General features: G+C 72.6%; 21 protein-coding genes and 2 pseudogenes. All 23 read left to right on the top strand.

Annotated features, from left to right (window positions below; genetic code table 11):
• Positions 1 to 16: 16 nt before the first annotated feature.
• The 23 genes and pseudogenes from SM418_RS24790 (at position 17) to rplS (ending at position 21,882) form a co-directional block, all read left to right on the top strand.
• Positions 17 to 1,468, top strand: a complete 1,452-nt coding sequence (locus SM418_RS24790) for a penicillin-binding transpeptidase domain-containing protein (RefSeq protein WP_371966111.1) — start codon at positions 17 to 19, stop codon at positions 1,466 to 1,468.
• Positions 1,469 to 1,587: 119 nt separating this feature from the next.
• Positions 1,588 to 2,070: a pantetheine-phosphate adenylyltransferase gene (coaD, locus tag SM418_RS24785; protein ID WP_371943558.1), complete on the top strand. Its 483-nt coding sequence runs from the start codon at positions 1,588 to 1,590 to the stop codon at positions 2,068 to 2,070.
• Between the two features lie 117 nt (positions 2,071 to 2,187).
• Positions 2,188 to 2,835, top strand: coding sequence for a YceD family protein (locus tag SM418_RS24780; protein WP_371943557.1), 648 nt, complete (start codon positions 2,188 to 2,190; stop codon positions 2,833 to 2,835).
• Between the two features lies 1 nt (position 2,836).
• Positions 2,837 to 3,016 (top strand): 50S ribosomal protein L32, encoded by a 180-nt coding sequence (rpmF, locus tag SM418_RS24775; RefSeq protein ID WP_067632153.1) that lies wholly within the window; start codon positions 2,837 to 2,839, stop codon positions 3,014 to 3,016.
• Positions 3,017 to 3,303: 287 nt separating this feature from the next.
• Positions 3,304 to 4,062, top strand: a complete 759-nt coding sequence (gene rnc / locus SM418_RS24770) for a ribonuclease III (RefSeq protein ID WP_371943556.1) — start codon at positions 3,304 to 3,306, stop codon at positions 4,060 to 4,062.
• Entirely contained in the window at positions 4,055 to 4,933 is an 879-nt protein-coding gene (gene mutM, locus SM418_RS24765) for a bifunctional DNA-formamidopyrimidine glycosylase/DNA-(apurinic or apyrimidinic site) lyase (protein WP_371943555.1), read from the top strand. Before rnc ends, mutM begins: the two co-directional genes overlap by 8 nt.
• 11 nt (positions 4,934 to 4,944) lie before the next feature.
• Complete coding sequence (locus tag SM418_RS24760; protein ID WP_371943554.1) at positions 4,945 to 5,238, top strand: acylphosphatase; 294 nt, start codon at positions 4,945 to 4,947, stop codon at positions 5,236 to 5,238.
• A gap of 178 nt (positions 5,239 to 5,416) precedes the next feature.
• Positions 5,417 to 5,614: a hypothetical protein gene (locus SM418_RS24755; RefSeq protein WP_021598747.1), complete on the top strand. Its 198-nt coding sequence runs from the start codon at positions 5,417 to 5,419 to the stop codon at positions 5,612 to 5,614.
• A 608-nt stretch (positions 5,615 to 6,222) separates the two neighbouring features.
• Positions 6,223 to 9,876, top strand: a complete 3,654-nt coding sequence (gene smc, locus SM418_RS24750; RefSeq protein WP_371943553.1) for a chromosome segregation protein SMC — start codon at positions 6,223 to 6,225, stop codon at positions 9,874 to 9,876.
• Positions 9,877 to 10,205: 329 nt separating this feature from the next.
• Positions 10,206 to 10,613, top strand: a complete 408-nt coding sequence (locus SM418_RS24745) for a globin domain-containing protein (RefSeq protein ID WP_371943552.1) — start codon at positions 10,206 to 10,208, stop codon at positions 10,611 to 10,613.
• A gap of 6 nt (positions 10,614 to 10,619) precedes the next feature.
• The gene (locus SM418_RS24740; protein WP_371943551.1) at positions 10,620 to 10,811 is read left to right on the top strand and encodes a hypothetical protein; all 192 of its coding nucleotides are present in this window, start codon (positions 10,620 to 10,622) and stop codon (positions 10,809 to 10,811) included.
• Positions 10,808 to 11,272 (top strand): DivIVA domain-containing protein, encoded by a 465-nt coding sequence (locus SM418_RS24735; protein WP_371943550.1) that lies wholly within the window; start codon positions 10,808 to 10,810, stop codon positions 11,270 to 11,272. Before SM418_RS24740 ends, SM418_RS24735 begins: the two co-directional genes overlap by 4 nt.
• 244 nt (positions 11,273 to 11,516) lie before the next feature.
• Positions 11,517 to 12,665, top strand: coding sequence for a signal recognition particle-docking protein FtsY (ftsY, locus tag SM418_RS24730; protein ID WP_371943549.1), 1,149 nt, complete (start codon positions 11,517 to 11,519; stop codon positions 12,663 to 12,665).
• A gap of 169 nt (positions 12,666 to 12,834) precedes the next feature.
• The gene (locus SM418_RS24725) at positions 12,835 to 14,166 is read left to right on the top strand and encodes an ammonium transporter (protein WP_371943548.1); all 1,332 of its coding nucleotides are present in this window, start codon (positions 12,835 to 12,837) and stop codon (positions 14,164 to 14,166) included.
• Between the two features lie 2 nt (positions 14,167 to 14,168).
• Positions 14,169 to 14,507, top strand: a complete 339-nt coding sequence (locus SM418_RS24720; RefSeq protein WP_371943547.1) for a P-II family nitrogen regulator — start codon at positions 14,169 to 14,171, stop codon at positions 14,505 to 14,507.
• 8 nt (positions 14,508 to 14,515) lie between these two features.
• Positions 14,516 to 17,137, top strand: a complete 2,622-nt coding sequence (locus tag SM418_RS24715) for a [protein-PII] uridylyltransferase (RefSeq protein WP_371943546.1) — start codon at positions 14,516 to 14,518, stop codon at positions 17,135 to 17,137.
• A gap of 138 nt (positions 17,138 to 17,275) precedes the next feature.
• Positions 17,276 to 18,865, top strand: coding sequence for a signal recognition particle protein (gene ffh / locus SM418_RS24710; RefSeq protein WP_371943545.1), 1,590 nt, complete (start codon positions 17,276 to 17,278; stop codon positions 18,863 to 18,865).
• Positions 18,866 to 19,148: 283 nt separating this feature from the next.
• A complete protein-coding gene (gene rpsP / locus SM418_RS24705) occupies positions 19,149 to 19,598 on the top strand; it encodes a 30S ribosomal protein S16 (RefSeq protein WP_371943544.1) in 450 nt (149 codons plus the stop codon).
• A 2-nt stretch (positions 19,599 to 19,600) separates the two neighbouring features.
• On the top strand, positions 19,601 to 19,843 hold the full coding sequence (locus SM418_RS24700; protein WP_021598307.1) for an RNA-binding protein: 243 nt from the start codon (positions 19,601 to 19,603) through the stop codon (positions 19,841 to 19,843).
• Between the two features lie 11 nt (positions 19,844 to 19,854).
• Positions 19,855 to 20,367, top strand: a complete 513-nt coding sequence (gene rimM, locus SM418_RS24695) for a ribosome maturation factor RimM (protein WP_371943543.1) — start codon at positions 19,855 to 19,857, stop codon at positions 20,365 to 20,367.
• Positions 20,364 to 20,603, top strand: a pseudogene (locus SM418_RS24690) (tRNA (guanosine(37)-N1)-methyltransferase TrmD); the annotation flags it as partial. The gene rimM and the pseudogene SM418_RS24690, both read left to right, overlap by 4 nt.
• A gap of 216 nt (positions 20,604 to 20,819) precedes the next feature.
• Positions 20,820 to 21,413, top strand: a pseudogene (gene trmD, locus SM418_RS24685) (tRNA (guanine(37)-N(1))-methyltransferase); the annotation flags it as partial.
• Positions 21,414 to 21,531: 118 nt separating this feature from the next.
• Positions 21,532 to 21,882 carry a 50S ribosomal protein L19 gene (gene rplS, locus SM418_RS24680; RefSeq protein ID WP_176407107.1) on the top strand — a complete coding sequence of 117 codons (351 nt, stop codon included), beginning with the start codon at positions 21,532 to 21,534 and terminating at the stop codon, positions 21,880 to 21,882.
• The last annotated feature ends 25 nt before the right edge of the window (positions 21,883 to 21,907 follow it).

Raw genomic sequence — 21,907 nt, 5'->3', positions numbered from 1 at the left:
GGGTAAAGGCATCCCCATGAAGCCCGGCATAGATCGCGCCGTGGGACGCACCTGGGTCGTCACCCTCGTGCTGGCCGTCGCGCTGATGGCCAACATCACCTATGTCCAGGGCTTCGAGGCGCAGGACCTGCGCGACGACTCGCTCAACGCCCGCCAGTTCGAGGACCGCTTCAAGATCGACCGTGGCCCGATCGTGGCGGACGGCGAGCGCCTCGCCTGGTCGGAGAAGCTCGACGACGACCGCTACCAGCGCCATTACAAGGACGGCCCGGTGTTCGCGCCGATCACCGGCTACTTCTCGGTGTTCTCCCAGACCGGGCTGGAGGCGGCCGAGAACCACTTCCTGGACGGCACCGACGACCGTCTCGCCACCTCGAACCTCGTCGACAAGCTCATCGGCGACCACGTCCCCGGCGGGACGGTCGAGGCGACCGTCGACGTCCGGGCGCAGCGCGTCGCCTACCAGGCGCTGGCGTCCAGCACGGCCCGCCGCGCGGCGGCCGTCGTCCTCGACGCCCGCACGGGCGCGGTGCTGGTGATGGCGTCGACGCCCTCCTACGACCCGGACGAGGTGTCGACCCTCAACCGCGCGAAGGCGACGAACGCCTTCGAGCGGCTCAACCGGGAGAGGCTCAAGCCGCTGCTCAGCAAGGCCACGGGTGAGCTCTTCCCGCCCGGCTCCACGTTCAAGACCCTGGTCGCGGCGTCGGCGCTGGGGGCCGGCGCCACCGCAGACTCGCAGGTCAGGGCCGGACGAAGCTACCGGCCGCCGGGCGCCGGGCAGGCGATCAACAACGACGCGGGCGACATCGGAGGCTCCTGCGACCTGAGCCGGATCCCGCTGGCCGAGGCGTACGCGCAGTCCTGCAACACCACGTTCGCGTTCATGGGCGCGGAGAAGCCCGGCAACGGTGCGGTCCACAAGGAGGCGGGCGAGTTCGGGTTCGGCGACCGGATCGAGTACGCCGACGGCCTGCTGAGCGCCGCCAGCGCGTTCCCGGCGACCGACCAGCCCTCGCTCAGCGCGCTCGGCTCCATCGGGCAGGGCAGCACGGTCGCCAGCCCGCTGCAGATGGCCATGGTCGCCGCCGGCGTCGTCAACGACGGGGAGGTCATGCAGCCGCACCTCGTCGACAGGCTGCGCGCCCCGAACGGACGCACGGTGGACACGATCTCGCCGAAGCGGAGGTCGCGGGCGCTGACGTCCGGCCAGGCGGCGCAGATGCGGGAGATGATGAAGGCGGTCGTCGAGAGGGGCACGGCCAAGTCGCTGAGGGGAACGTCCATCCTCGGCGGGAAGACCGGCACCGCCGACGTCGAGGGCGCCGCCTACAACGACCGCTGGTTCATCGGCTTCGGGCCCCGGCGCGACCCGAAGTACGCGGTCGCGGTGATGACCGAGGCGCCCGGCTACGGCATCGAGTCCGGCCCGATCGCCGCCAAGATCATCGACGCGCTGGGGGACTGAACGGCCCCCGGGCGGGGACGGAACCGGGGCGGTGTGCCGGTCCCGGGTGAAACCGGGCCGAATGCCATTTGGTACGTTCACGCCGCAGGTCAGAAACCGGGACCGAAGGGGTTCGCGCCGTGCGCCGTGTCGTCTGTCCGGGATCGTTCGACCCCGTCACCAACGGGCATCTCGACATCATCATCCGCGCCTCCCGTCTGTACGACGAGGTGGTCGTCGCGGTGCTGATCAACAAGAACAAGAAGAGCCTGTTCACCGTGGACGAGCGCGCCGACATGATCTCCGAGGTCACCCGGGAGTACGGCAACGTCAAGGTGGACAAGTTCTACGGGCTCACCGTCGACTACTGCAGGGAACAGGACATCCCGGTCATCGTCCGCGGGCTGCGGGCCGTCAGCGACTACGAGTACGAACTGCAGATGGCCCAGATGAACCACCGGATCGCCGGCGTGGAGACGCTCTTCATGGCGACGAACCCGGAGTACGCGTTCCTGTCGTCCAGCCTGATGAAGGAAGTCGTGAAGTTCGGCGGGGACATCTCCGGGCTCGTCCCCGACAGCGTCCACGCCCGGCTGGTGGAGCGCCTCCAGCAGCAGAGCTGACCGCCGTCCGGCCGGACGGGCCCGCCGGACGGATCCGCTGGACGGGCCGTGAGTTGGGTCAGTGGTCCGGGGGCGGTACCCTGGGACATCGGCCATCACAGGCGGCCGCCGTTCACCATGCCTCACGAAAGCAGGAATCCGCTGACTCGCCTCGACCCCAACGCTCCTCTCGTGCTCGACACCCGAGCACTGGGCAGGCAGGCCGGGTCGTCGCGGGAGGAGAGCCTGACCGTGCCGGCACCGGAGAACTTCGGCGTCGAGATGGTGGGCGTCCCCGAGGGCGCCGCGATCGAGCTGGACCTCCGGCTCGAGGCGGTCCTGGAGGGGGTGCTCGTCACCGGCACGGCGACGGTCCCCCTGGAGGGGGAGTGCTCCCGCTGCCTCGACCCGATCGCCTCGTCCTTCGAGGCGGACTTCCAGGAGCTGTTCGTCTACGACGACACCCGCTCGGGCGGGAACGCCGAGGACGACGAGCTCCGCCTCGAGGGCGATCTCATCGACCTCGAACCGGTCCTGCGGGACGCGGTGGTGCTCGCGCTGCCGCTGTCCCCGCTGTGCCGGGACGACTGCCCGGGCCTGTGCCCGGACTGCGGTGCACGGCTCGCCGACGTCGGGCCGGGGCACCACCACGACGTCGCCGACCCCAGGTGGGCGGCGCTGCAGGACCTCGCCGGCGACATGGCGCCGGCCTTCCCCGAGAGGGGGAACGGGAGCTCCGGCCCCCGTGGTTCATTCGACCGACGAGAAGGAAAGCAGGAGGGCTGACGTGGCCGTCCCCAAGCGGAAGAAGTCGCGCAGCAACACGCGGCACCGGCGCTCGCAGTGGAAGACCGCGGCGCCCAACCTGGTCGAGTGCCCGACGTGCCGCGACCACAAGCTGCCGCACACCGCGTGCGCGACATGCGGAACCTACGACCGGCGGCAGGTCATCGCCCCGTCGGCCTGAGTACTTCTCGCATCCTGGGGGGCGGATCCGCGCGGACGGCGCGGCCCGCCCCCCAAGGTGCGGGACGGACTTCCCAACCCGACCACCCCGGCGCGCGACGTCGGCGTGGTGACCGGCGCGGAGACCGCGCCCGGAGCCGTGGTGCACGCCGGGATCAGCAGACCGGCGCGCACCTCGTCTTCGCGGACACCCTCCCCGCCGCGCGTCCTCGCCGTCCCGGCCCTCTCGGCCGGCGCGCCGCATCAGCGACCGCGCCATGCGCGGTGCACGGCCTGCGAGGAGGGCCAGTGAGCGCCAGGAAGAGCGAACCCGCGCCGGACCGCGCGGAACTGACCGCCGCGCTCGGCGTCGACGTGGACGCCGAGCTGCTCGAACGGGCGCTGACGCACCGTTCGTACGCCTACGAGAACGGCGGCCTGCCCACCAACGAGCGCCTGGAGTTCCTCGGCGACTCGGTGCTGGGCCTCGTCGTCACCGACACCCTGTTCCGGGGCCACCCCGACCTGCCCGAGGGCCAGCTGGCGAAGCTGCGCGCCGCCGTGGTCAACATGCGCGCCCTCGCGGGCGTCGCCCGCGGCCTCGGCGTGGGCGCCCACATCCGGCTCGGCCGCGGCGAGGAGGGCACCGGGGGCCGCGACAAGGCCTCGATTCTCGCCGACACGCTGGAGGCGCTGATCGGCGCCGTGTACCTGGACCGCGGCCTCGGCGAGGCGTCCGAGCTCGTGCACCGGCTGTTCGACGGGCTGATCACCCGGTCGGCCGGCCTCGGCGCGGGACTCGACTGGAAGACCTCGCTGCAGGAGCTCACCGCCGTCGAGGAGCTCGGCGTCCCCGAGTACCACGTCGCCGAGAGCGGCCCCGACCACCAGAAGACGTTCCGCGCCTCGGTGCGGGTCGGCGGGAAGGCCTACGGGTCGGGCGAGGGGCGCAGCAAGAAGGAGGCCGAGCAGCACGCCGCCGAGGCCGCCTGGAACGAGATCCGCGCGATCGTCGTCCAGCGGGAGGCCGCGGCGCAGGGCGAGCAGGCGGCCCAGGCCGGTGCCTGAGCTGCCCGAGGTCGAGGTCGTCCGGCGCGGCCTGGAGCGCTGGACGACCGGCCGGACGATCGCGTCCGCCGAGGTCCTGCACCCCCGCTCGGTGCGCCGCCACGAGGCCGGTCCGGCCGACTTCGCCGCCCGCCTCGCGGGCCGGACCATGCTGGCTCCGCGCCGCCGCGGCAAGTACCTGTGGATACCCCTCGACGACGGCTCCGAGGCGGTGCTGGCCCACCTCGGCATGAGCGGGCAGCTGCTCGTCGGGGAGCCGGACCGGGAGCGCGAGAAGCACCTCCGGGTCCGGGTCGTCTTCGGGGACGGCGGCCACGACCTGCGCTTCGTCGACCAGCGGACGTTCGGGCACCTCATGCTCACCGGCCTCGTCCCGGACGCGTTCGACGCGGGCTCGCTCGTCCCCGGGCCGATCGGGCACATCGCCGCCGACCCGCTGGAGGACGCCTTCGACGCCGAGGTGTTCTTCCGCGCGCTGCGCCGCCGCAGGACCGGGATCAAACGCGCCCTGCTCGACCAGTCGCTGATCAGCGGGGTCGGCAACATCTACGCCGACGAGGCGCTGTGGCGGGCGAGGCTGCACTGGGCGAGGCCCACCGACACGATGACGCGCGCGGAGGCCACGCGCGTCCTGGAGGCCGCACGGGAGGTCATGGGGGCCGCTCTGGCGGTCGGCGGGACGTCCTTCGACAGCCTCTACGTCAACGTGAACGGTGAGAGCGGCTACTTCGAGCGCTCCCTGGACGCCTACGGGCGCCGCGACGAGCCGTGCCGGCGCTGCGGCGCGCCGATCCGCCGCGACGAGTTCATGAACCGCTCGTCCTTCAGCTGCCCGGTGTGCCAGCCGCGCCCGAGGCGCGCACGCCAGTAGGGTTCCTGAGCGTGACGGACGACGAGGAGATCGTGCGGATCACGGCCTGGGTGCGCGGACGCGTCCAGGGCGTCGGGTTCCGCTGGTGGGTGCGGTCGCGGGCGCTGGAGCTCGGCCTGGCCGGCAGCGCGGCGAACCTGGGCGACGGCCGCGTGGAGGTCGTGGCGGAGGGGCCCCGGTCGAGGTGCCTCCGGCTCCTGGAGCTCCTGGACGGCGACGCACCCGGACGCCCCGGCAAGGTGACGGGCGTCGTCGAACGCTGGAGCGAGCCGCGCGGGGAGGGCCCCGGTTTCCTGGAACGCTGACCGGGTACGGCGCTGCGGTTCGCACCTGCTAAACTAGTAGAGGAAGGTTGTTACCGGCCTGTGATGTTCGGCTTGACCGCGACACCGGCCGGTGCGACTCTAGACGATACGCGCACCGACTTCAGTTGATTCTCGTGCGCGATCCCTGCTGGTTACTCAGCGTGGAGGACCCTTAGTCATGGCGAAGGCTCTACTCGGCCACGTCGGCGGTCCCGACCCCCGGATGGTCGCGGAGATGCGGCGCCTGCAGCAGCGCGTACGTGATCTGGAAGCCGAGCTCGTACGGCTTCAGGCGGAGAACGACGCGCTTGCGACGGCGACGGACGACGATGTGATGTCGCTCGCGGTGAAGGACCGCGAACCCGCGCTGACCTGACATTCGGCGCTGTCATCACCGCTGCACTCATGCTTCGCTCCCGGCGTCGGGCGCCAGGGCGCCTTCCCGCAACGGGCAGAGCGGCGATCGTCGTATCGTTCCGGCTCACCCAGGGGGTCGCTGCGCGATCAGGTTTCTCGCACTCTCGGAACCTGCCTGCGCACGCGATCGCAACGCTCGGGGCTCAGCGAGGCTGAGCTGAAAAACCCATGGCCCAGATGCCGCCTTACCGGGTGGCTCTGGGCCTACGCACGTCGGGCCTGAGCACGTCGGGCCTGAGCACGTCGGGCCTGCACACGCGTCGGGTCTGAGCGCGTCCCGATGGCACGCCCCGGCCGTCCCGTGGCCGGGCGGCCGGCCGGTCAAGCGGCAGTAAGGGTTTCCCTGGTTTCGGGTCGGCCGTATCCGGTCGTGCCGGGTCGATGTTCAAAATCGTGGCATCCAACGGGTGCGGCGGCCGGCGGAGCGCGGCGGCGCCGGCGACGGACGGGCCGTCGGCGCAGGTACGCGATAGCCTCTAGCGTTGCGTTCGAGCTTGGGCCCGGTGCTCGCCGAGGGGGCGCTTCGGGGGCCCGGCGCCGAGGCGGGGCAGGGAGGGTGGCGAGGGTTTGTACCTGAAGACCTTGACGTTGCGCGGCTTCAAGTCCTTCGCGTCCTCCACCACGCTCAAGTTCGAGCCGGGGATCACGGCCGTCGTGGGGCCGAACGGGTCGGGCAAGTCCAACGTCGTGGACGCGCTGGCCTGGGTGATGGGGGAGCAGGGCGCCAAGTCGCTGCGCGGCGGCAAGATGGAGGACGTCATCTTCGCCGGCACGGCGAACCGGGCGCCGCTCGGACGCGCCGAGGTCGTGCTGACGATCGACAACTCCGACGGGGCGCTGCCGATCGACTACACCGAGGTGACGATCAGCCGGCTGATGTTCCGGTCGGGGTCGAGCGAGTACGCGATCAACGGCGACTCGTGCCGGCTGCTGGACATCCAGGAGCTGCTCTCCGACTCCGGCATCGGCCGCGAGATGCACGTCATCATCGGGCAGGGGCAGCTCGACCGCGTCCTGCACTCGGGGCCGGAGGGGCGCCGGGCGGTGATCGAGGAGGCCGCCGGCGTCCTCAAGCACCGCAAGCGCAAGGAGAAGGCGCTCCGCAAGCTGGACGCCATGCAGGGCAACCTCACGCGCGTGCAGGACCTCACCGGGGAGTTGCGGCGCCAGCTGAAGCCGCTCGGGAAGCAGGCCGAGATCGCGCGGCGCGCGGCGGCGATCCAGGCCGACCTGCGCGACGCGCGACTGCGGCTGCTGGCCGACCACCTGGTCACCCTCGGGACGAAGCTGGAGCAGGAGGCCGCCGACGAGGCCGCGATCCGGGAGCGCCGCACCGAGACGGAGCGGGCGCTGGCCGAGGCGCAGCGGCGCGAGGCCGTCCTGGAGGCGGAGGAGGCCGAGCAGGCCCCGAGGCTCGCGCAGGTCCAGGACACCTGGTTCCGGCTCTCCGCGCTGAAGGAGCGGCTGCGGGGCGTCGCCGACCTCGCCGCCGAGCGCCACCGCAACGCCGCCGAAGCCCGCGAGGACGAGCGGCGCGGGCGCGACCCCGAGGACATGGAGCGCGAGGCCGCCGAGATCCGCGAGCAGGAGGAGATGCTCCGCGCCGCGCTGGACGAGGCGCAGGAGGGCCTGGCCGACGCCGTCCAGGAGCGGACGGGCGTCGAGGAGGCCCTGGCCGCCGAGGAGCGCCGGCTGCAGGCCGCCGCGCGGGCCGCCGCCGACCGCCGCGAGGAGCTGGCCCGGCTGCGCGGCCGGGTCGAGGCGCTGCGCAGCAAGGCGCAGGCCGGGCGGTCGGAGATCGGGCGGCTCGCCGACGCGCGCGAGGAGGCGGAGCAGCGCGCCGAGGACGCCCGCGTGGAGTTCGAGGCGTTCGAGGCCGAGGTCGTCGAGGATCCGGCGCTCGCCGCCGAGCACGAGGTCGCGCAGGAGGCGCTCGCGACCGCCAAGGACGCCGCCGAGTCCGCCCGCGCGGCCGTGGACGGTCCGCGCCGGGCCTTGAAGGAGGCACGGGCGGCCGTGGGTTCGGCGCGGTCCGCCGACCAGGGCGCGCAGAAGAAGGTCACGGCGCTGCAGGCGCGGATCGAGGCCCTGAACCTGACGCTCGCCAGCGCCGCCGACGGAGGCGAGGCCCTGCTGTCGGCGGGCGCGGACGGGTCGCTCGACGGGGTGCTCGGCACCGTCGCGTCGCTGCTGAACGTCCGTCCCGGATACGAGACGGCGATCGCCGCGGCGCTCGGCAACGCCGCCGAGGCCATCGCCGTCGGCTCGCTGGACACGGCCGAGGCCGCGCTGGCGCTGCTGCGCTCCCGGGACGCCGGACGCGCCGGGCTGCTCGTCGGCGGGGGAGCGGCGGCGCCGCCGGCGCGGACGCCCGGCGTCGACTACGCGATCGACGCGGTGAGCGTCCCGGACGCGGTGCGTCCCGCCGTCCAGCATCTCCTGCGGGACGTGGCCGTGGTGGACGACGTGCCGGCCGCCGCCGCGCTCGTCCGCCGGGAGGCGTCGCTGCGCGCGGTGACCCGCGAAGGCGAGCTCGTGGGCGCGCACTGGGCCCAGGGCGGCGCGGCGGGCGGCGGCCAGAGCCTTCTGCAGATGCGCGCGACGCTCGACCAGGCCACCGAGGACCTCGCCGCCGCCGAGACGGCGGCCGGCGTGGCCGCCGGCGAACTCGGCGCCTCGGTGGAGCGCGAGCAGTCCGCCCAGACGGCGCTGGAGGCCGCGGAGGTCGCCGCCGGCGAGGCCCAGTCGAGCGTCAACCAGGCCCAGGCCGAGCTCGACCGCGTCCGCGCGCGCCTGCGCGAGTTCGACGCGCAGGCCGCGCAGGAGGCCAAGCGCGCCGCGCGCCTGGAGGCCGATGTCCGTGCCGCGCGCGGCGAGGTGGAGCGGCTGACCAAGGCGCTCGACGCGGCGACCGAGTCGCTGGAGCGGGACGCCCAGGCGGCCGAGGAGCTGGCCGTGCGGCTCGCCGAGTCGGAGGAGGCCGCCGAGGTCGCCGACGAGGCCGGGCACGACACCGAGGCGCGCGACGAGCTGAACGCCCGCTGCCAGGAACTGCGGTCCGCCGAGATGGAGGCGCGGCTGTCGGTCCGCACCGCCGAGGAGCGCGTCCAGGCCATCACCGGCCGCGCCGACGCCCTCGAACGCGGCGCCCGCCGCGAACGCGAGGAGCGCGCCCGCGCCGCTCAGCGCCGCGCCCGCCGCGAGGAGCAGGCCCGGGTCGCCAAGGCCGTCCACCGGGGCGCCCTGACGGCCCTCGACCGGATCGAGCACTCCCTCGCCGCTGCCGTCCGCCGCCGGGAGGCCGCCGAGCAGGCCAAGGCGGCGCGCGAGGCCGAGCTGAAGGTCGTCCGGACGCAGGTCCGCGAACTGTCCGCCACCCTGGAACGCCTGGTCAACGTCGTGCACGGCAACGAGGTCGCGCGTGCCGAGCAGCGGCTCCGGCTGGAGCAGTACGAGCAGCGGGCGCTCGAGGAGTTCGGCCTGGAGGTCGAGTCGCTGGTCGCCGAGTACGGGCCTGACCAGCTCGTCCCGCCCGACCCCGAGAAGGGGGAGGACGCGCGGCCCGTCCCCTACGACCGGACCGTCCAGGAGAAGCGCGCCAGGGCCGCCGAGCGGCAGCTCAACCAGCTCGGCAAGGTCAACCCGCTCGCCCTGGAGGAGTTCGCGGCGCTGGAGGAACGGCACGCGTTCCTCACCTCGCAGCTTGAGGACCTCAAGAAGACCCAGCGTGAGCTGCTGGGCCTCGTCAAGGAGGTCGACGAGCGCGTCCAGGAGGTGTTCGGCGCCGCCTACGAGGACACCGCCCGCGAGTTCGAGCGGATCTTCGCGCGGCTGTTCCCCGGGGGCGAGGGCAGCCTCTCCCTCACCGAGCCCGACGACATCCTCACCACCGGCGTCGAGGTCGCGGCGCGTCCGCCCGGCAAGAAGGTCAAGCGCCTGTCGCTGCTGTCGGGCGGCGAGCGCTCCCTGGTCGCCATCGCCTTCCTCGTCGCCGTCTTCAAGGCCCGCCCGTCCCCGTTCTACGTCCTGGACGAGGTCGAGGCAGCGCTGGACGACACCAACACGCAGCGGCTGATCACCGTCTTCGAGGAGCTGCGGGAGTCGTCCCAGCTGATCGTCATCACCCACCAGAAGCGGACCATGGAGGGCGCCGACGCCCTCTACGGCGTCAGCATGCGCGGCGACGGCGTGACCCAGGTCGTCAGCCAGCGGCTGCACTGATCCGCGCGCCGGTTGATCATCTTGGATGTTGCTGACTTTAAATATCCGTAATATCCGTCATGGATTCCTTGGGGCGTTGCATCGCTCAATCACCTGCAATTCGGGCGGGCAGAAAATATTTGCGCCGAGCGATAACCGATGCATCACGGCGCGTCCTCGCCGGTGGGCGCAATAGGCGCGATCGATGCTCACAGAGTGTGGCATTATGGTTACGCTGGCGGACTTGTGCGGGCCCGCAGACATTCACAACCCATGTGCACCGTGGTTCTCCGGCCCCTCGACGGGCCCGCCTCGCCCGGTACGGAGGACCGGGAGAGGAGTGACGCCCCGTGGACGCCCGGAAACTCAAGGACAATTTCGCCCTGGTCGGCGCGAACGGCGTGGACGTCGCCGAATATTTCTACGCCGACCTCTTCTCGCGTTCTCCGCAGCTCAGGTCGATGTTCCCGGTGGCGATGTCCAGGCAGCACGAAGTACTGCTCGCCGCGCTTTCCCAGATCGTCTCCTCGGTCGACGATCCGGACGCGCTCGTCCCGTTCCTGCGGGACCTCGGCCGGCGCCACCGCGGCTTCGGCGTCGCCGCCGACCACTACGCCCCCGTCGGCGCGAGCCTGCTCGCGACCCTCGGCCACTTCAGCGGCCCCGCGTGGAACGCCGACCTCGAACGCGATTGGACGGCCGCCTACGGCGTCGTCTCGAAGGTCATGACGGAGGCCGCCGCGGAGCCCGTCTCCTGATCCGGCGTGGACGCCCAGCGCCTGAAGGACAGCTTCGACCGGGTCGCCGGGCAGGGCGACGCCGTCGCCCTGTTCTTCTACTCCGACCTGTTGCGCGGGCCGTCGGCGATGGTCGGGCACACCGTCGAGCAGCTGGCGCGGCTCGGCGTCGCGCGGGACCGCATCCGCCTGGAAACCTTCGCAGACGCACAGAGGTGAGCGCGTTGATCTCCCCGAACCTTCCCGTCGTCTCGGCGGGCTCGCGGCTGACCCCGGGAGAACTCCACTCAGTAGTGTTCTCCCGCGCCGCCCTCGGGCGCCGCGGTTACGACGAGGAGCAGGTCCGCAACTTCCTTCAGTACGTCGAGGGCGAGCTCGTCCAGATCTTCACCGACAAGGCCGCCCTCGCGGAACACCTCCTGGAGGACGCCCACCGCAAGGCGGCCGCCGTCGCGGACGCGGCCGTCCGCTCTGCGGGGGAGACGCAGCCGGCGCGCCCTGCGGCACTGCCGGACGACGAACGCCGCGCGATGGAACGGGAGATCGCCTACCTGCGCACCTACAGCGACGTCTACCGGACCCACCTGCGCTCCTACCTGGAGGCCCTCCTCCGCAACGTCGACGAATGGGAATCCTCCGAACGGGCATCGCTACCAGGCGGGACACCGGACGCACTCTGAGCTCCCGGTTCCCGGACGAGTCACACCACCCTCTTGGAGCAGACCTGAGCCGGCGGTCACGGGCAGGCACGCGGAGCGAGCGCCGGCGAGCGCAGCGGGCATGCCCGCCGACGCAGGCGACCGCAGCGACACCGCGCACGCCCGCACGGGCGAGACAGACCGCAACGGCGCGAGGATCGCCTGCGTCGCCGACGGGGGTTCCAGGGGGCCGCCCCCCTGGGGAACATGGAAAACTGGGGGCGCTATGGAATATCTGATCGTCATCGCCGCGCTGGCCGCCGTCGCTTTGATCATCGGCGGGATCACGCTGCTGCGGCCGCGCCGTACACGTCCGCGCCCGCCGGTCGAGCGGGAGGCCGAGAGGTCCGGCGGCGCGACCGCCGCCGGGGAGGCCGAGGCCCCGACCGTCGAGCGGGCGCCGCCGACGGAGGTGCCCGCGCCGCGGCCCACGCTGGAGATCGAGAAGCCGCCGCCGGGCGCGGGCCGGCTGGTCCGGCTGCGGGCGCGCCTCGCGCGTTCCCAGAACACGTTCGGCAAGACCCTTCTCGGTCTGCTGTCGCGCGACACGCTCGACGAGGACGCCTGGGAGGAGATCGAGGACACCCTGATCACCGCCGACATGGGCACTGCCGTGGCCCGCCAGGTCACCGACGACCTGCGGACCCGCGTCCAGGTCCTCGGCACCCGCACCCCGGAGGAGGTCCGGGCGCTGCTCAAGGAGGAGCTGATCAAGCAGATCGGCCCCGACCTGGACCGCTCGCTGCGCACGCAGGCGCACGGCGACCGTCCGGCGGTGCTGATGGTGGTCGGCGTCAACGGCACCGGCAAGACCACCACCTGCGGCAAGCTCGGCCGGGTCCTCGTCGGCGACGGCAACACGGTGCTGCTCGGCGCCGCGGACACCTTCCGCGCCGCCGCCGCCGACCAGCTGGAGACCTGGGGGACGCGCGTCGGGGCGCAGGTCGTCCGCAAGGACGAGGGCGCCGACCCGGCGAGCGTCGCGTTCGACGCGGTCAAGCAGGGCATCGAGACCAAGGTCAACGCGGTGATCATCGACACCGCGGGCCGGCTGCACACCAAGACCGGGCTGATGGACGAGCTTGGCAAGGTCAAGCGCGTCGTGGAGAAGCAGGCCGAGGTGGACGAGGTCCTGCTCGTCCTGGACGCGACCACCGGGCAGAACGGCATGCAGCAGGCGCGCGTCTTCGCGGAGGTCGTGAACGTCACCGGCGTGGTGCTGACCAAGCTGGACGGCACCGCGCGGGGCGGCATCGTCGTCCAGGTGCAGCGGGAACTGGGCGTTCCGGTCAAGCTGGTGGGCCTCGGGGAGGGGCCGGACGACCTGGCCCCGTTCGAGCCCGAGGCGTTCGTGGACGCGATTTTGGGCGACTGAAATGACTGGTTAATCGGTCAAAGGCGGCATGTGAGGATTTAGTAACACCCGCGAAACACCCCGGGGCCGGTTTTCACACCTGCGAAACGTGGGAGCCCCGCGCGCGAAACCGCCGAGGTCGAGTCTCTGAGCAGTTCGAAGTTCCTGGCGAGGAGGGACTCTCTCAGAGATGAAGATCGATAGCGGTAGTACCGCATGGATGCTGACGAGCACGGCGCTCGTCCTGCTGATGACACCCGGGCTGGCCTTCTTCTACGGAGGCATGAGCCGCGCGAAGAGCGTGCTCAACATGATGATGATGAGTTTCGTCAGCATCGCCGTGGTGGGCATGGCCTGGGTCGTCTACGGCTACTCCCTCACCTTCGGCGACGGCGGCGCGCTCAGCTCGTTCATCGGCGGGTTCGGCGACTGGGGGCTCGTCGGCCTGGAGAAGGTGGCCACCGCCGACGACGGCACGGGCATCCCGCAACTGGTGTTCGTGGCCTTCCAGGCGACGTTCGCCATCATCACCGTCGCGCTGATCAGCGGCGCAGTCGCGGACCGCGTCAAGTTCGGCGCCTGGGTCGTGTTCACCCTGGTGTGGGTCACGCTCGTGTACTTCCCGATCGCGCACTGGGTGTGGTGGTCGGACGGTGAGGACGGCGGCAAGGCGGGCTGGCTGTTCGACCTCGGCGCGCTCGACTTCGCGGGCGGCACGGTCGTCCACATCAACGCCGGTGTCGCGGCGCTCGCGCTGGCGCTCGTCGTCGGCAAGCGCAAGGGCTGGCCGAAGGAGCCGATGCGCCCGCACAACCTGCCGTTCGTCCTGCTCGGCGCCGGGCTGCTGTGGTTCGGGTGGTTCGGGTTCAACGCCGGGTCCGCGCTGGCGGCCGGCTCGACCGCGGCCGTCGCGTTCATCAACACGCTCGTCGCGACCTGCGCCGCCGCGTTCGCCTGGATCGTCGTCGAGAAGCTGCGGGACGGCGCGTCCACCACGCTCGGCATCGCCTCCGGCGTCGTCGCCGGGCTGGTCGCCATCACCCCGGCCTGCGCGTACATCACCCCGCTCGGCGCCATCGCCCTCGGCCTCATCGCCGGCGCGGTGTGCGCGTTCGCGGTCGGCCTGAAGTACCGGCTCGGCTACGACGACTCGCTCGACGTGGTCGGCGTCCACATGGTCGGCGGCATCGTCGGCGCCCTCCTGATCGGCTTCCTGGCCACCACCGCCGTCAACGACGGCGGCGCGGACGGGCTGTTCGCCGGCGGCGGCGTCGAACTGCTCGGCAAGCAGGCCGTCGCGGTCGTCGCGACGCTCGTCTACTCCTTCGTCGTGACCTACGTGATCGCGAAGGTCCTCGACCTGGTGATGGGCCTGCGGATCAGCGAGGACGACGAGGCCACCGGCATCGACAGCACGGCGCACGCGGAGACCGCCTACGACTTCGGCACCATCCGCGCGGGCATCGGCTCCGGGGCGACCGCGGCGGCGCCCGCCGCCCCCGCGAAGAAGGTTGAGGCGTAGGGATGAAGCTCATCACGGCGGTCATCAAGCCGTTCAAGCTGGACGAGGTCAAGAAGGCCCTGGAGACCTTCGGGGTCAAGGGCATGACGGTCAGCGAGGCCAGCGGCTACGGACGGCAGAAGGGCCACACCGAGGTCTACCGGGGCGCCGAGTACCAGGTCGACCTCGTGCCCAAGGTGCGGGTCGAGGTCCTGGTCGACGCCGCGGACGCCGACGACATCATCGACGTCATCGTCCGCGCCGCCCGCACCGACAAGATCGGCGACGGCAAGGTGTGGGCGGTCCCCGTCGACACCGTCGTCCGGGTCCGCACCGGCGAGACCGGCCCGGAAGCCCTCTAGGGGACACGGTGAGCCTCGCCCACCCGCCGGCCGGAGAGCGGGCGCCCGCGCCCGCTCCGGCCGGCGGCACCGGAGCGGTGGAGACGGCTCGCGCGGCCCTCGCGGCGGCGCGGGCCGCGCGGGCCGACGATCTGGACCGCAGCCTGGCCGCCCTGCTGACCACCGGCTCCGCTCCGGAGCCGGATGCGCCCGCGCCGGGGAACGGCGCCGCCCGGGACGGCGTGGCCCGGGACGGCGTGACCCGGGGTGGTGGGACGGTTCCGTCCGGAACGACCCCGGCCGGGGCCGTTCCGGACGGGGTCGCGCTCGTCGCGGTCGGCAGCCACGCGCGCCGCGAGCTGACGCCCGGCGGCGACCTCGACCTCGTCCTGCTGCACCGCGGCCGGGCCGACGTCGCCGGGATCGCCGACCGCGTCTGGTACCCGCTGTGGGACTCCGGGATCCGGCTCGACCACTCCGTCCGCACCGTCCACGAGGCCCGGACCGTCGCGCGCGGCGACATGAAGGCCGCGCTCGGGCTGCTGTCCGCGCGCCGCATCGCGGGCGACCACACGCTGGTGGACGAACTGCGCGCCGCCGTCCTCACCGACTGGCGCGCCGACGCCACCGTCCGGCTGCCCGAGCTGTCGGCGATGTGCCGGGAGCGCTGGCAGGCCCAGGGCGAGCTCGCCTTCCTTCTCGAACCCGACATCAAGGAATCCCATGGCGGGCTGCGCGACGTGCACGTGATGCACGCCGTGGCCGCGTCCTGGGTGGCGTCCGCCCCCGACGGCCGGGTCCGGGCCGCCCATGACCTGCTCCTCGACGTGCGGCACGCGCTGCACGAGGTCACGGGCCGCTCCACCGACCGTCTCGTCCTCCAGGAACAGGAGGCGGTCGCCCGCCTCCTCGCCCTGCCGGACGCGGGCGTCCTGCAGCGCTCGATCGTGGAGGCGGCCCGCACGATCACCTACGCGGGCTCCAACCTGTGGCGCCGCATCGACCGTCTCAGCAGAGCCAGGACCGTCCACCCCGCGCCGCTCCCCGCCGGCGGCGCGGGGCGGCGGCGGGGGGTCGAGCGGCGTCCCGTCGGCGACGGCGCCGTCGAGCACGAAGGCGAGGTCGTCCTCGCCCGGAACGCCGATCTCGGCGACCCCGTCCTCGTCCTCCGGGTCGCCGCCGCCGCCGCTCAGGCCGGCCTGCCGCTCGCTCCCGCGACGGTGGCCAGGCTCGCCGAGCACGCCGCGCTGCCGCCGGTGCCGTGGCCCGCCGCCGCCCGCGACGCGCTCATCTCCCTGCTCGGCGCCGGTCCCGCCGCCATCGCCGTCTGGGAGGCCCTGGACCAGGCCGGGGTGATCGTCCGCCTCCTGCCCGACTGGGAGCATGTCCGCAACCGGCCGCAGCGCAGCCCCGTCCACCGCTTCACCGTGGACCGCCACCTCGTGGAGACCGCCGCCGGCGCCGCGGCCCTCACCCGCGAGGTCGCCCGCCCCGACCTGCTCCTCGTCGGCGCGCTCCTGCACGACATCGGCAAGGGACGGCCCGGTGACCACTCCGCCGCCGGTGCCGCCGCCGTCCGCGACATCGGCGCGCGCCTCGGCCTCGACCGGGACGACGTGCGCGTCCTCGAAACGCTCGTCCGCCACCACCTCCTGCTCCCCGACACCGCCACCCGCCGCGACATCGACGACCCGGTGACCATCCAGACCGTCACCGCCGCCCTGTCGGCGGTGCCCGGCCGCGAGCGCGAGATCCTCGACCTCCTCGCCGCGCTCGCGATCGCCGACGGCACCGCCACCGGCCCCGCCGCCTGGACGACCTGGAAGGCCGGCCTCGTCGCCGAACTCGTCCGCCGCACCGCCGCCGCCCTGTCCGGCGGCACGCCCCCGCCGTCGCCCGTCCTGGACCCCGCCCACCTGGCTCTGGCCCGCCACGACGGCGCCGCCGTCCGCGTCACCGGCTCCCGCATCACCATCGCCGCCCCCGACCGTCCCGGCCTCCTCTGGCGCGCCGCCGGCGTCCTGGCCCTCCACCGCCTGGCCGTACGAACCGCCCGCACGATCTCCGCTCCGTCGGCCTCCGCCCCGTCGGCGTCCGCACCGCCCGCCGAGGGGCCCGCGCCCGCCGGCGGGGGCGCGGCCGGTGAGGTGAACGGGTCTTCCGGAGCGGTGCTGACCTCGGACGCGGATCCGCCGGGAGGCGATCCGCCCAGCCGAGGCGGAGAGACGGCCGTGCTGGACTTCACGGCGGTGCCGGAGTACGGGACGCCACCGGATCCGGCCGGCCTGGAGGCGGACCTGCGGCGCATGCTCGCGGGACGGCTCGACGTCGCCGACCGCCTCGAACGGCGAGCACGGTCGGTGCGGGTCCGCCCAGGGGTAACCGTTCCGCCGCCACGCGTCATGGTCCTGAAGGACGCTTCGCGGACGGCGAACGTCATCGAAGTGCGCGCCCACGACCGTCCCGGCCTCCTGTGGAGGATCGGGCAAGCGCTGGGCGCGTGCGGCCTCCAGATCCGCGCCGCCCAGATCGACACCCTGGGAGCCGAGGCCGTGGACGTCTTCTACGTGGTGGACGACGACGGACACCCACTCGATGATCTCTCCGCCCTGGACGCCGTCCGAGCCCAGATCCTCGAATCCCTCCACTGACCGGCCCACGGCGCCGAGCCCGGTCAGTGAACGGAGCGGGGTGCTCCCAGGGCCCGGCGGCGAGGGCGACACAAGCAACAGGGTGACCCGATACGCTGATAGGCGATCCCAGAAGCTTTCCAAGGACGGTCCAGACACGTGTTCGAGACGCTCTCCGACCGGTTGACGACGGTCTTCTCGTCGCTGCGAAGCAAGGGCCGGCTCTCCGAGGCCGACATCAACGCGACGGCCCGCGAGATCCGGATCGCGCTGCTTGAGGCCGACGTCGCGCTCCCCGTCGTCAAGGACTTCATCGCGCGCATCAAGGAGCGGGCGGCGGGCGCGGAGGTCTCGCAGGCGCTGAACCCGGCGCAGCAGGTCGTCAAGATCGTCAACGAGGAGCTCATCGCCATCCTCGGCGGCGAGACCCGGCGGATCCGGCTGGCCAAGACGCCGCCGACGGTGATCATGCTCGCGGGCCTGCAGGGCGCCGGCAAGACCACGCTCGCGGGCAAGCTGGCGCGGTGGCTGAAGCAGGAGGGCCACACCCCGATGCTGGTGGCCGCCGACCTGCAGCGGCCCAACGCCGTCCAGCAGCTCCAGGTCGTCGGCGAGCGGGCCGGGGTGCCGGTGTTCGCGCCCGAGCCCGGCAGCGGCGTCGGCGACCCGGTGGACGTGGCGCGCCGGTCGATCGACCAGGCCCGGCACGCCCAGCACGACGTCGTCGTCATCGACACCGCCGGCCGGCTCGGCGTCGACACGGAGATGATGCAGCAGGCCATCGACATCCGTGACGCCGTCCAGCCCGACGACATCCTGTTCGTCGTCGACGCCATGGTCGGCCAGGACGCGGTCAACACCGCCCAGGCGTTCATGGACGGCGTCGGCTTCGACGGCGTCGTCCTCACCAAGCTCGACGGCGACGCGCGCGGCGGTGCGGCGCTGTCGGTCCGGCACGTCACCGGACGTCCGATCATGTTCGCCTCGACGGGCGAGAAGCTGGAGGACTTCAGCGTCTTCCACCCGGACCGCATGGCGGGCCGGATCCTCGACATGGGCGACATCCTCACCCTGATCGAGCAGGCCGAGCAGGCGTTCGACGCCGAGCAGGCCGAGAAGATGTCCACCAAGTTCGCCTCGGGCGAGGACTTCACGCTCGAGGACTTCCTCGAGCAGATGATGATGATCCGCAAGCTCGGCCCGATCGGGAACCTGCTCGGGATGATGCCGGGCATGGGGCAGGTCCGCGACCAGATCAGCCAGATCGACGACCGGGACCTGGACCGCATCGCCGCGATCATCCGCTCGATGACCCCGCAGGAACGCGCCCAGCCCAAGATCATCAACGGCTCCCGCCGGGCCCGCATCGCCAAGGGCTCGGGCGTCGGCGTCGGCGATGTCAGCAGCCTCGTCACCCGGTTCTTCGACGCGCAGAAGATGATGCGCCAGATGGCCGGCGGCATGGGGCTGCCGGGCATGCCCGGCGGACGCAAGAAGGCGGCGAAGGCGGCCGCGAAGAAGAACAAGAAGGGCAAGCAGCGCAGCGGCGACCCGCGCAAGCGCGCCGCCGGCAAGGACCGGCAGCCCGCGGCCGACGGCATGCCCCAGGGGCTCCCGCCCGGCCTCGGCGGCGGTCCGGGCGGCGCGGGCGGCGGTCCGGGCGGGCTTCCTCCCGGTCTCGGCGGCCAGCTCCCGCCCGGCTTCCAGATGCCGGACCTGAACAAGCTCCAGGGGCGCAAGAAGAAGTGAGCGCGGCGCGTCGCATCGCCCGCCGCTCCGGCGGGCGATGCGGTGATCGCCGTGTCGCCCGCGGCGGACGCTCGCGCACCTGACGGGGCGGCGGCGAGACACCCCGTGGCGCGATTGCGCTTTCACGCCGAACGTCTGGCAGAATGAGACGCTGGAAACCCGGACCCGCGAGGCGCCCTCTCTCGTCCTGCGCGGCCGGAGTCCATCGGGCGGCCGTGAGCCGGTGTTCCCCACCTGGCGCGGGCCCGCCCACCCGGTAATGAAATCGGAGTACACCACACCCGTGGCAGTCAAGATCAAGCTCAAGCGTCTGGGGAAGATCCGGAACCCGCAGTACCGGATCGTCGTCGCCGACGCCCGCACCAAGCGGGACGGGCGCGCCATCGAGGAGATCGGGCTCTACCAGCCCAAGCAGGAGCCGTCGCTCATCCAGATCGACTCCGAGCGTGCGCAGTACTGGCTCGGCGTCGGCGCGCAGCCGACCGAGCCCGTGCTCAACCTGCTGAAGATCACCGGCGACTGGCAGAAGTTCAAGGGCGAGCCGGGTGCCGAGGGCACCCTCAAGGTCGCCGAGCCGAAGCCCGACAAGAAGGTCGCCTTCGAGGCCGCCGTCAAGGAGTCGATGGGCGACGACGAGGCCGCCGGCACCGCGACCCGCGGTAAGAAGAAGGCCGAGCCGAAGAAGACCGAGGCCAAGGCCACCGAGACCGACGAAGCCAAGAGCGAGGGCTGACAGTGCTCGAAGAAGCGCTCGAGCACCTGGTCCGCGGGATCGTGGAGAACCCGGACGACGTCCGGGTCCGCGCCCGGCGGATCAGGGGCGGCCGGGTCCTGGAGGTGCGCGTGCACCCCGAGGACCTCGGGAAGGTCATCGGCCGCAGCGGTCGCACCGCCAAGGCCCTCCGCACGGTGATCAGCGCCCTGTCCGGGGGCCGCTACGTGCGCGTTGACCTGCTCGACGTCAACGAGGTCCGCTGAGTGGCGTCCCGATGAGCGAACCGCTCGTGGTGGGACGGATCGGACGGCCGCACGGGATCCGTGGCGAGGTCACCATCGACGTCCGCACGGACGAGCCGGAATCCCGGTTCGCCGCGGGCACCGAGATCGCCACCGACCCCGGCGCCGCCGGTCCGCTCACCGTCGAGCGGACCCGCTGGCATTCGGGACGCCTGCTCGTGCGCTTCGCCGGGATCGGCGACCGGCACGCCGCCGAGGCTCTTCGCGGCACGTGGCTCGTCGTCGACCCCGGTGACATCCCCCCGTCCGCCGACCCGGACGACTTCCACGACCAGGAACTGATCGGCCTCTCCGTGGTCACCGCGGACGGCGCCGACATCGGCGAGGTCGCGGACGTCCTGCACCACGGCCAGGACCTGCTGATCGTGCGCGGGCCCGGCGGGGAGAAGCTCGTGCCCTTCGTGGCCGCGCTCGTCCCCGAGGTGGACGTTCCCGGGGGGCGGCTCGTCATCGACCCGCCCCCCGGACTGCTCGACGAATCATGAAAATCGACATCGTCACGATCTTCCCCGAGTACTTCGCCCCCCTGGACATCTCCCTTCTGGGCAAGGCTCGGCGCGCCGGGCTGCTGGACGTTCGCGTCCACGACCTGCGCGACTGGACCCACGACCGGCACCGCACCGTCGACGACACCCCTTACGGCGGCGGCCCCGGCATGGTCATGAAACCCGGCCCCTGGGGCGAGGCGCTCGACACCCTCGTCCCGCCGCCCTCCGGTGGCGCGGCACCTTCCTCGCACGCGCCTCCCGCTTCGCCGACGGCGGGCCCGCCCCCATGGGCGACGCCGCCCGAGGACACCTCGGCCGCAGGCTCGTCGCCCCCGGGGACATCGCCCAGTCCGTCGCCTCGCGAGGCTTCCAGCGCGACACCGGTCGACGCGGCGCACGGCCAGTCCGGCGCGAGACCATCTGGGACCCCACTGGATGAGGCCGCGTCCGGTGAGAGCGCGCCCGAGGGGCCGCTCGGAGCGGGCGCCGGGGCGGTGCCGCGGCTGATCATCCCGACGCCGAGCGGACGGCCCTTCACGCAGGCGGACGCCGTGCGGTACGCCGCCGAGCCCTGGCTCGTGTTCGCCTGCGGACGCTACGAGGGCATCGACACCCGCGTCGCCGAGGAGGCCCGCACACGGATGCCCGTGGACGAGGTCAGCCTGGGCGACTTCGTCCTCGCCGGCGGGGAGGTCGCCGTGCTGGTGATGGTCGAGGCGATCGGCCGTCTCCTGCCGGGCGTCCTCGGCAACGCCGATTCGGTCGAGGACGACTCCTTCGCCCCCGGCGCCATGGAGTCCCTCCTGGAGGGCCCCGTCTACACCAAGCCGCCCCTCTGGCGCGACCGGCCGGTTCCGGACGTCCTCCTGTCGGGTCACCACGGGGCGATCGCCCGCTGGCGGCGCGACGAGGCGCTCCGCCGGACGGCCCGGCACCGTCCCGAACTGCTCGCCCGTCTCAAACCGGAGGACCTCGACAAGCGGGACCGCGCCGTCCTGCACGAGGCCGGTTTTCCGGTTGACGGCGAAGATATGGCAGACTAGAGCGTCCGTGCGTCCAGAGCGCACGGCGCCCGACGACCACTTCCCGCGGCGCGACGCCCCCACGAAAGTCCCACCGGGGCCTCTCGACGCCCGCGTTCGACCATGAGGAACCGCTGCGATGCACACCCTGATCCAGGAGATCGAGAAGGCCGCGATGCGCGCCGACGTCCCGGACTTCCGTCCGGGCGACACGCTCAAGGTGCACGTGCGCGTCACCGAGGGCAACCGTAGCCGTATCCAGATCTTCCAGGGCGTGGTGATCAGGCGGCAGGGCGGCGGCGCCCGCGAGACGTTCACCGTCCGGAAGGTCAGCTACAGCGTCGGCGTCGAGCGGACCTTCCCGATCAACAGCCCGTCGATCGACAAGATCGAGGTCGTCACCCGCGGCGACGTGCGCCGCGCCAAGCTCTACTACCTGCGCAACCTGCGCGGCAAGGCCGCTCGCATCAAGGAGAAGCGCGAGCACTGAGCCGATGAACGACGGCGCCCCGGGA

It is taken from the genome of Actinomadura chokoriensis, assembly GCF_041463665.1.
GTDB classification, from domain to species: Bacteria; Actinomycetota; Actinomycetes; order Streptosporangiales; family Streptosporangiaceae; genus Spirillospora; species Spirillospora chokoriensis_A.
The sequence above is the reverse complement of the archived record's forward strand: the minus strand, read 5'-3'. Positions and strand labels throughout refer to the sequence as shown.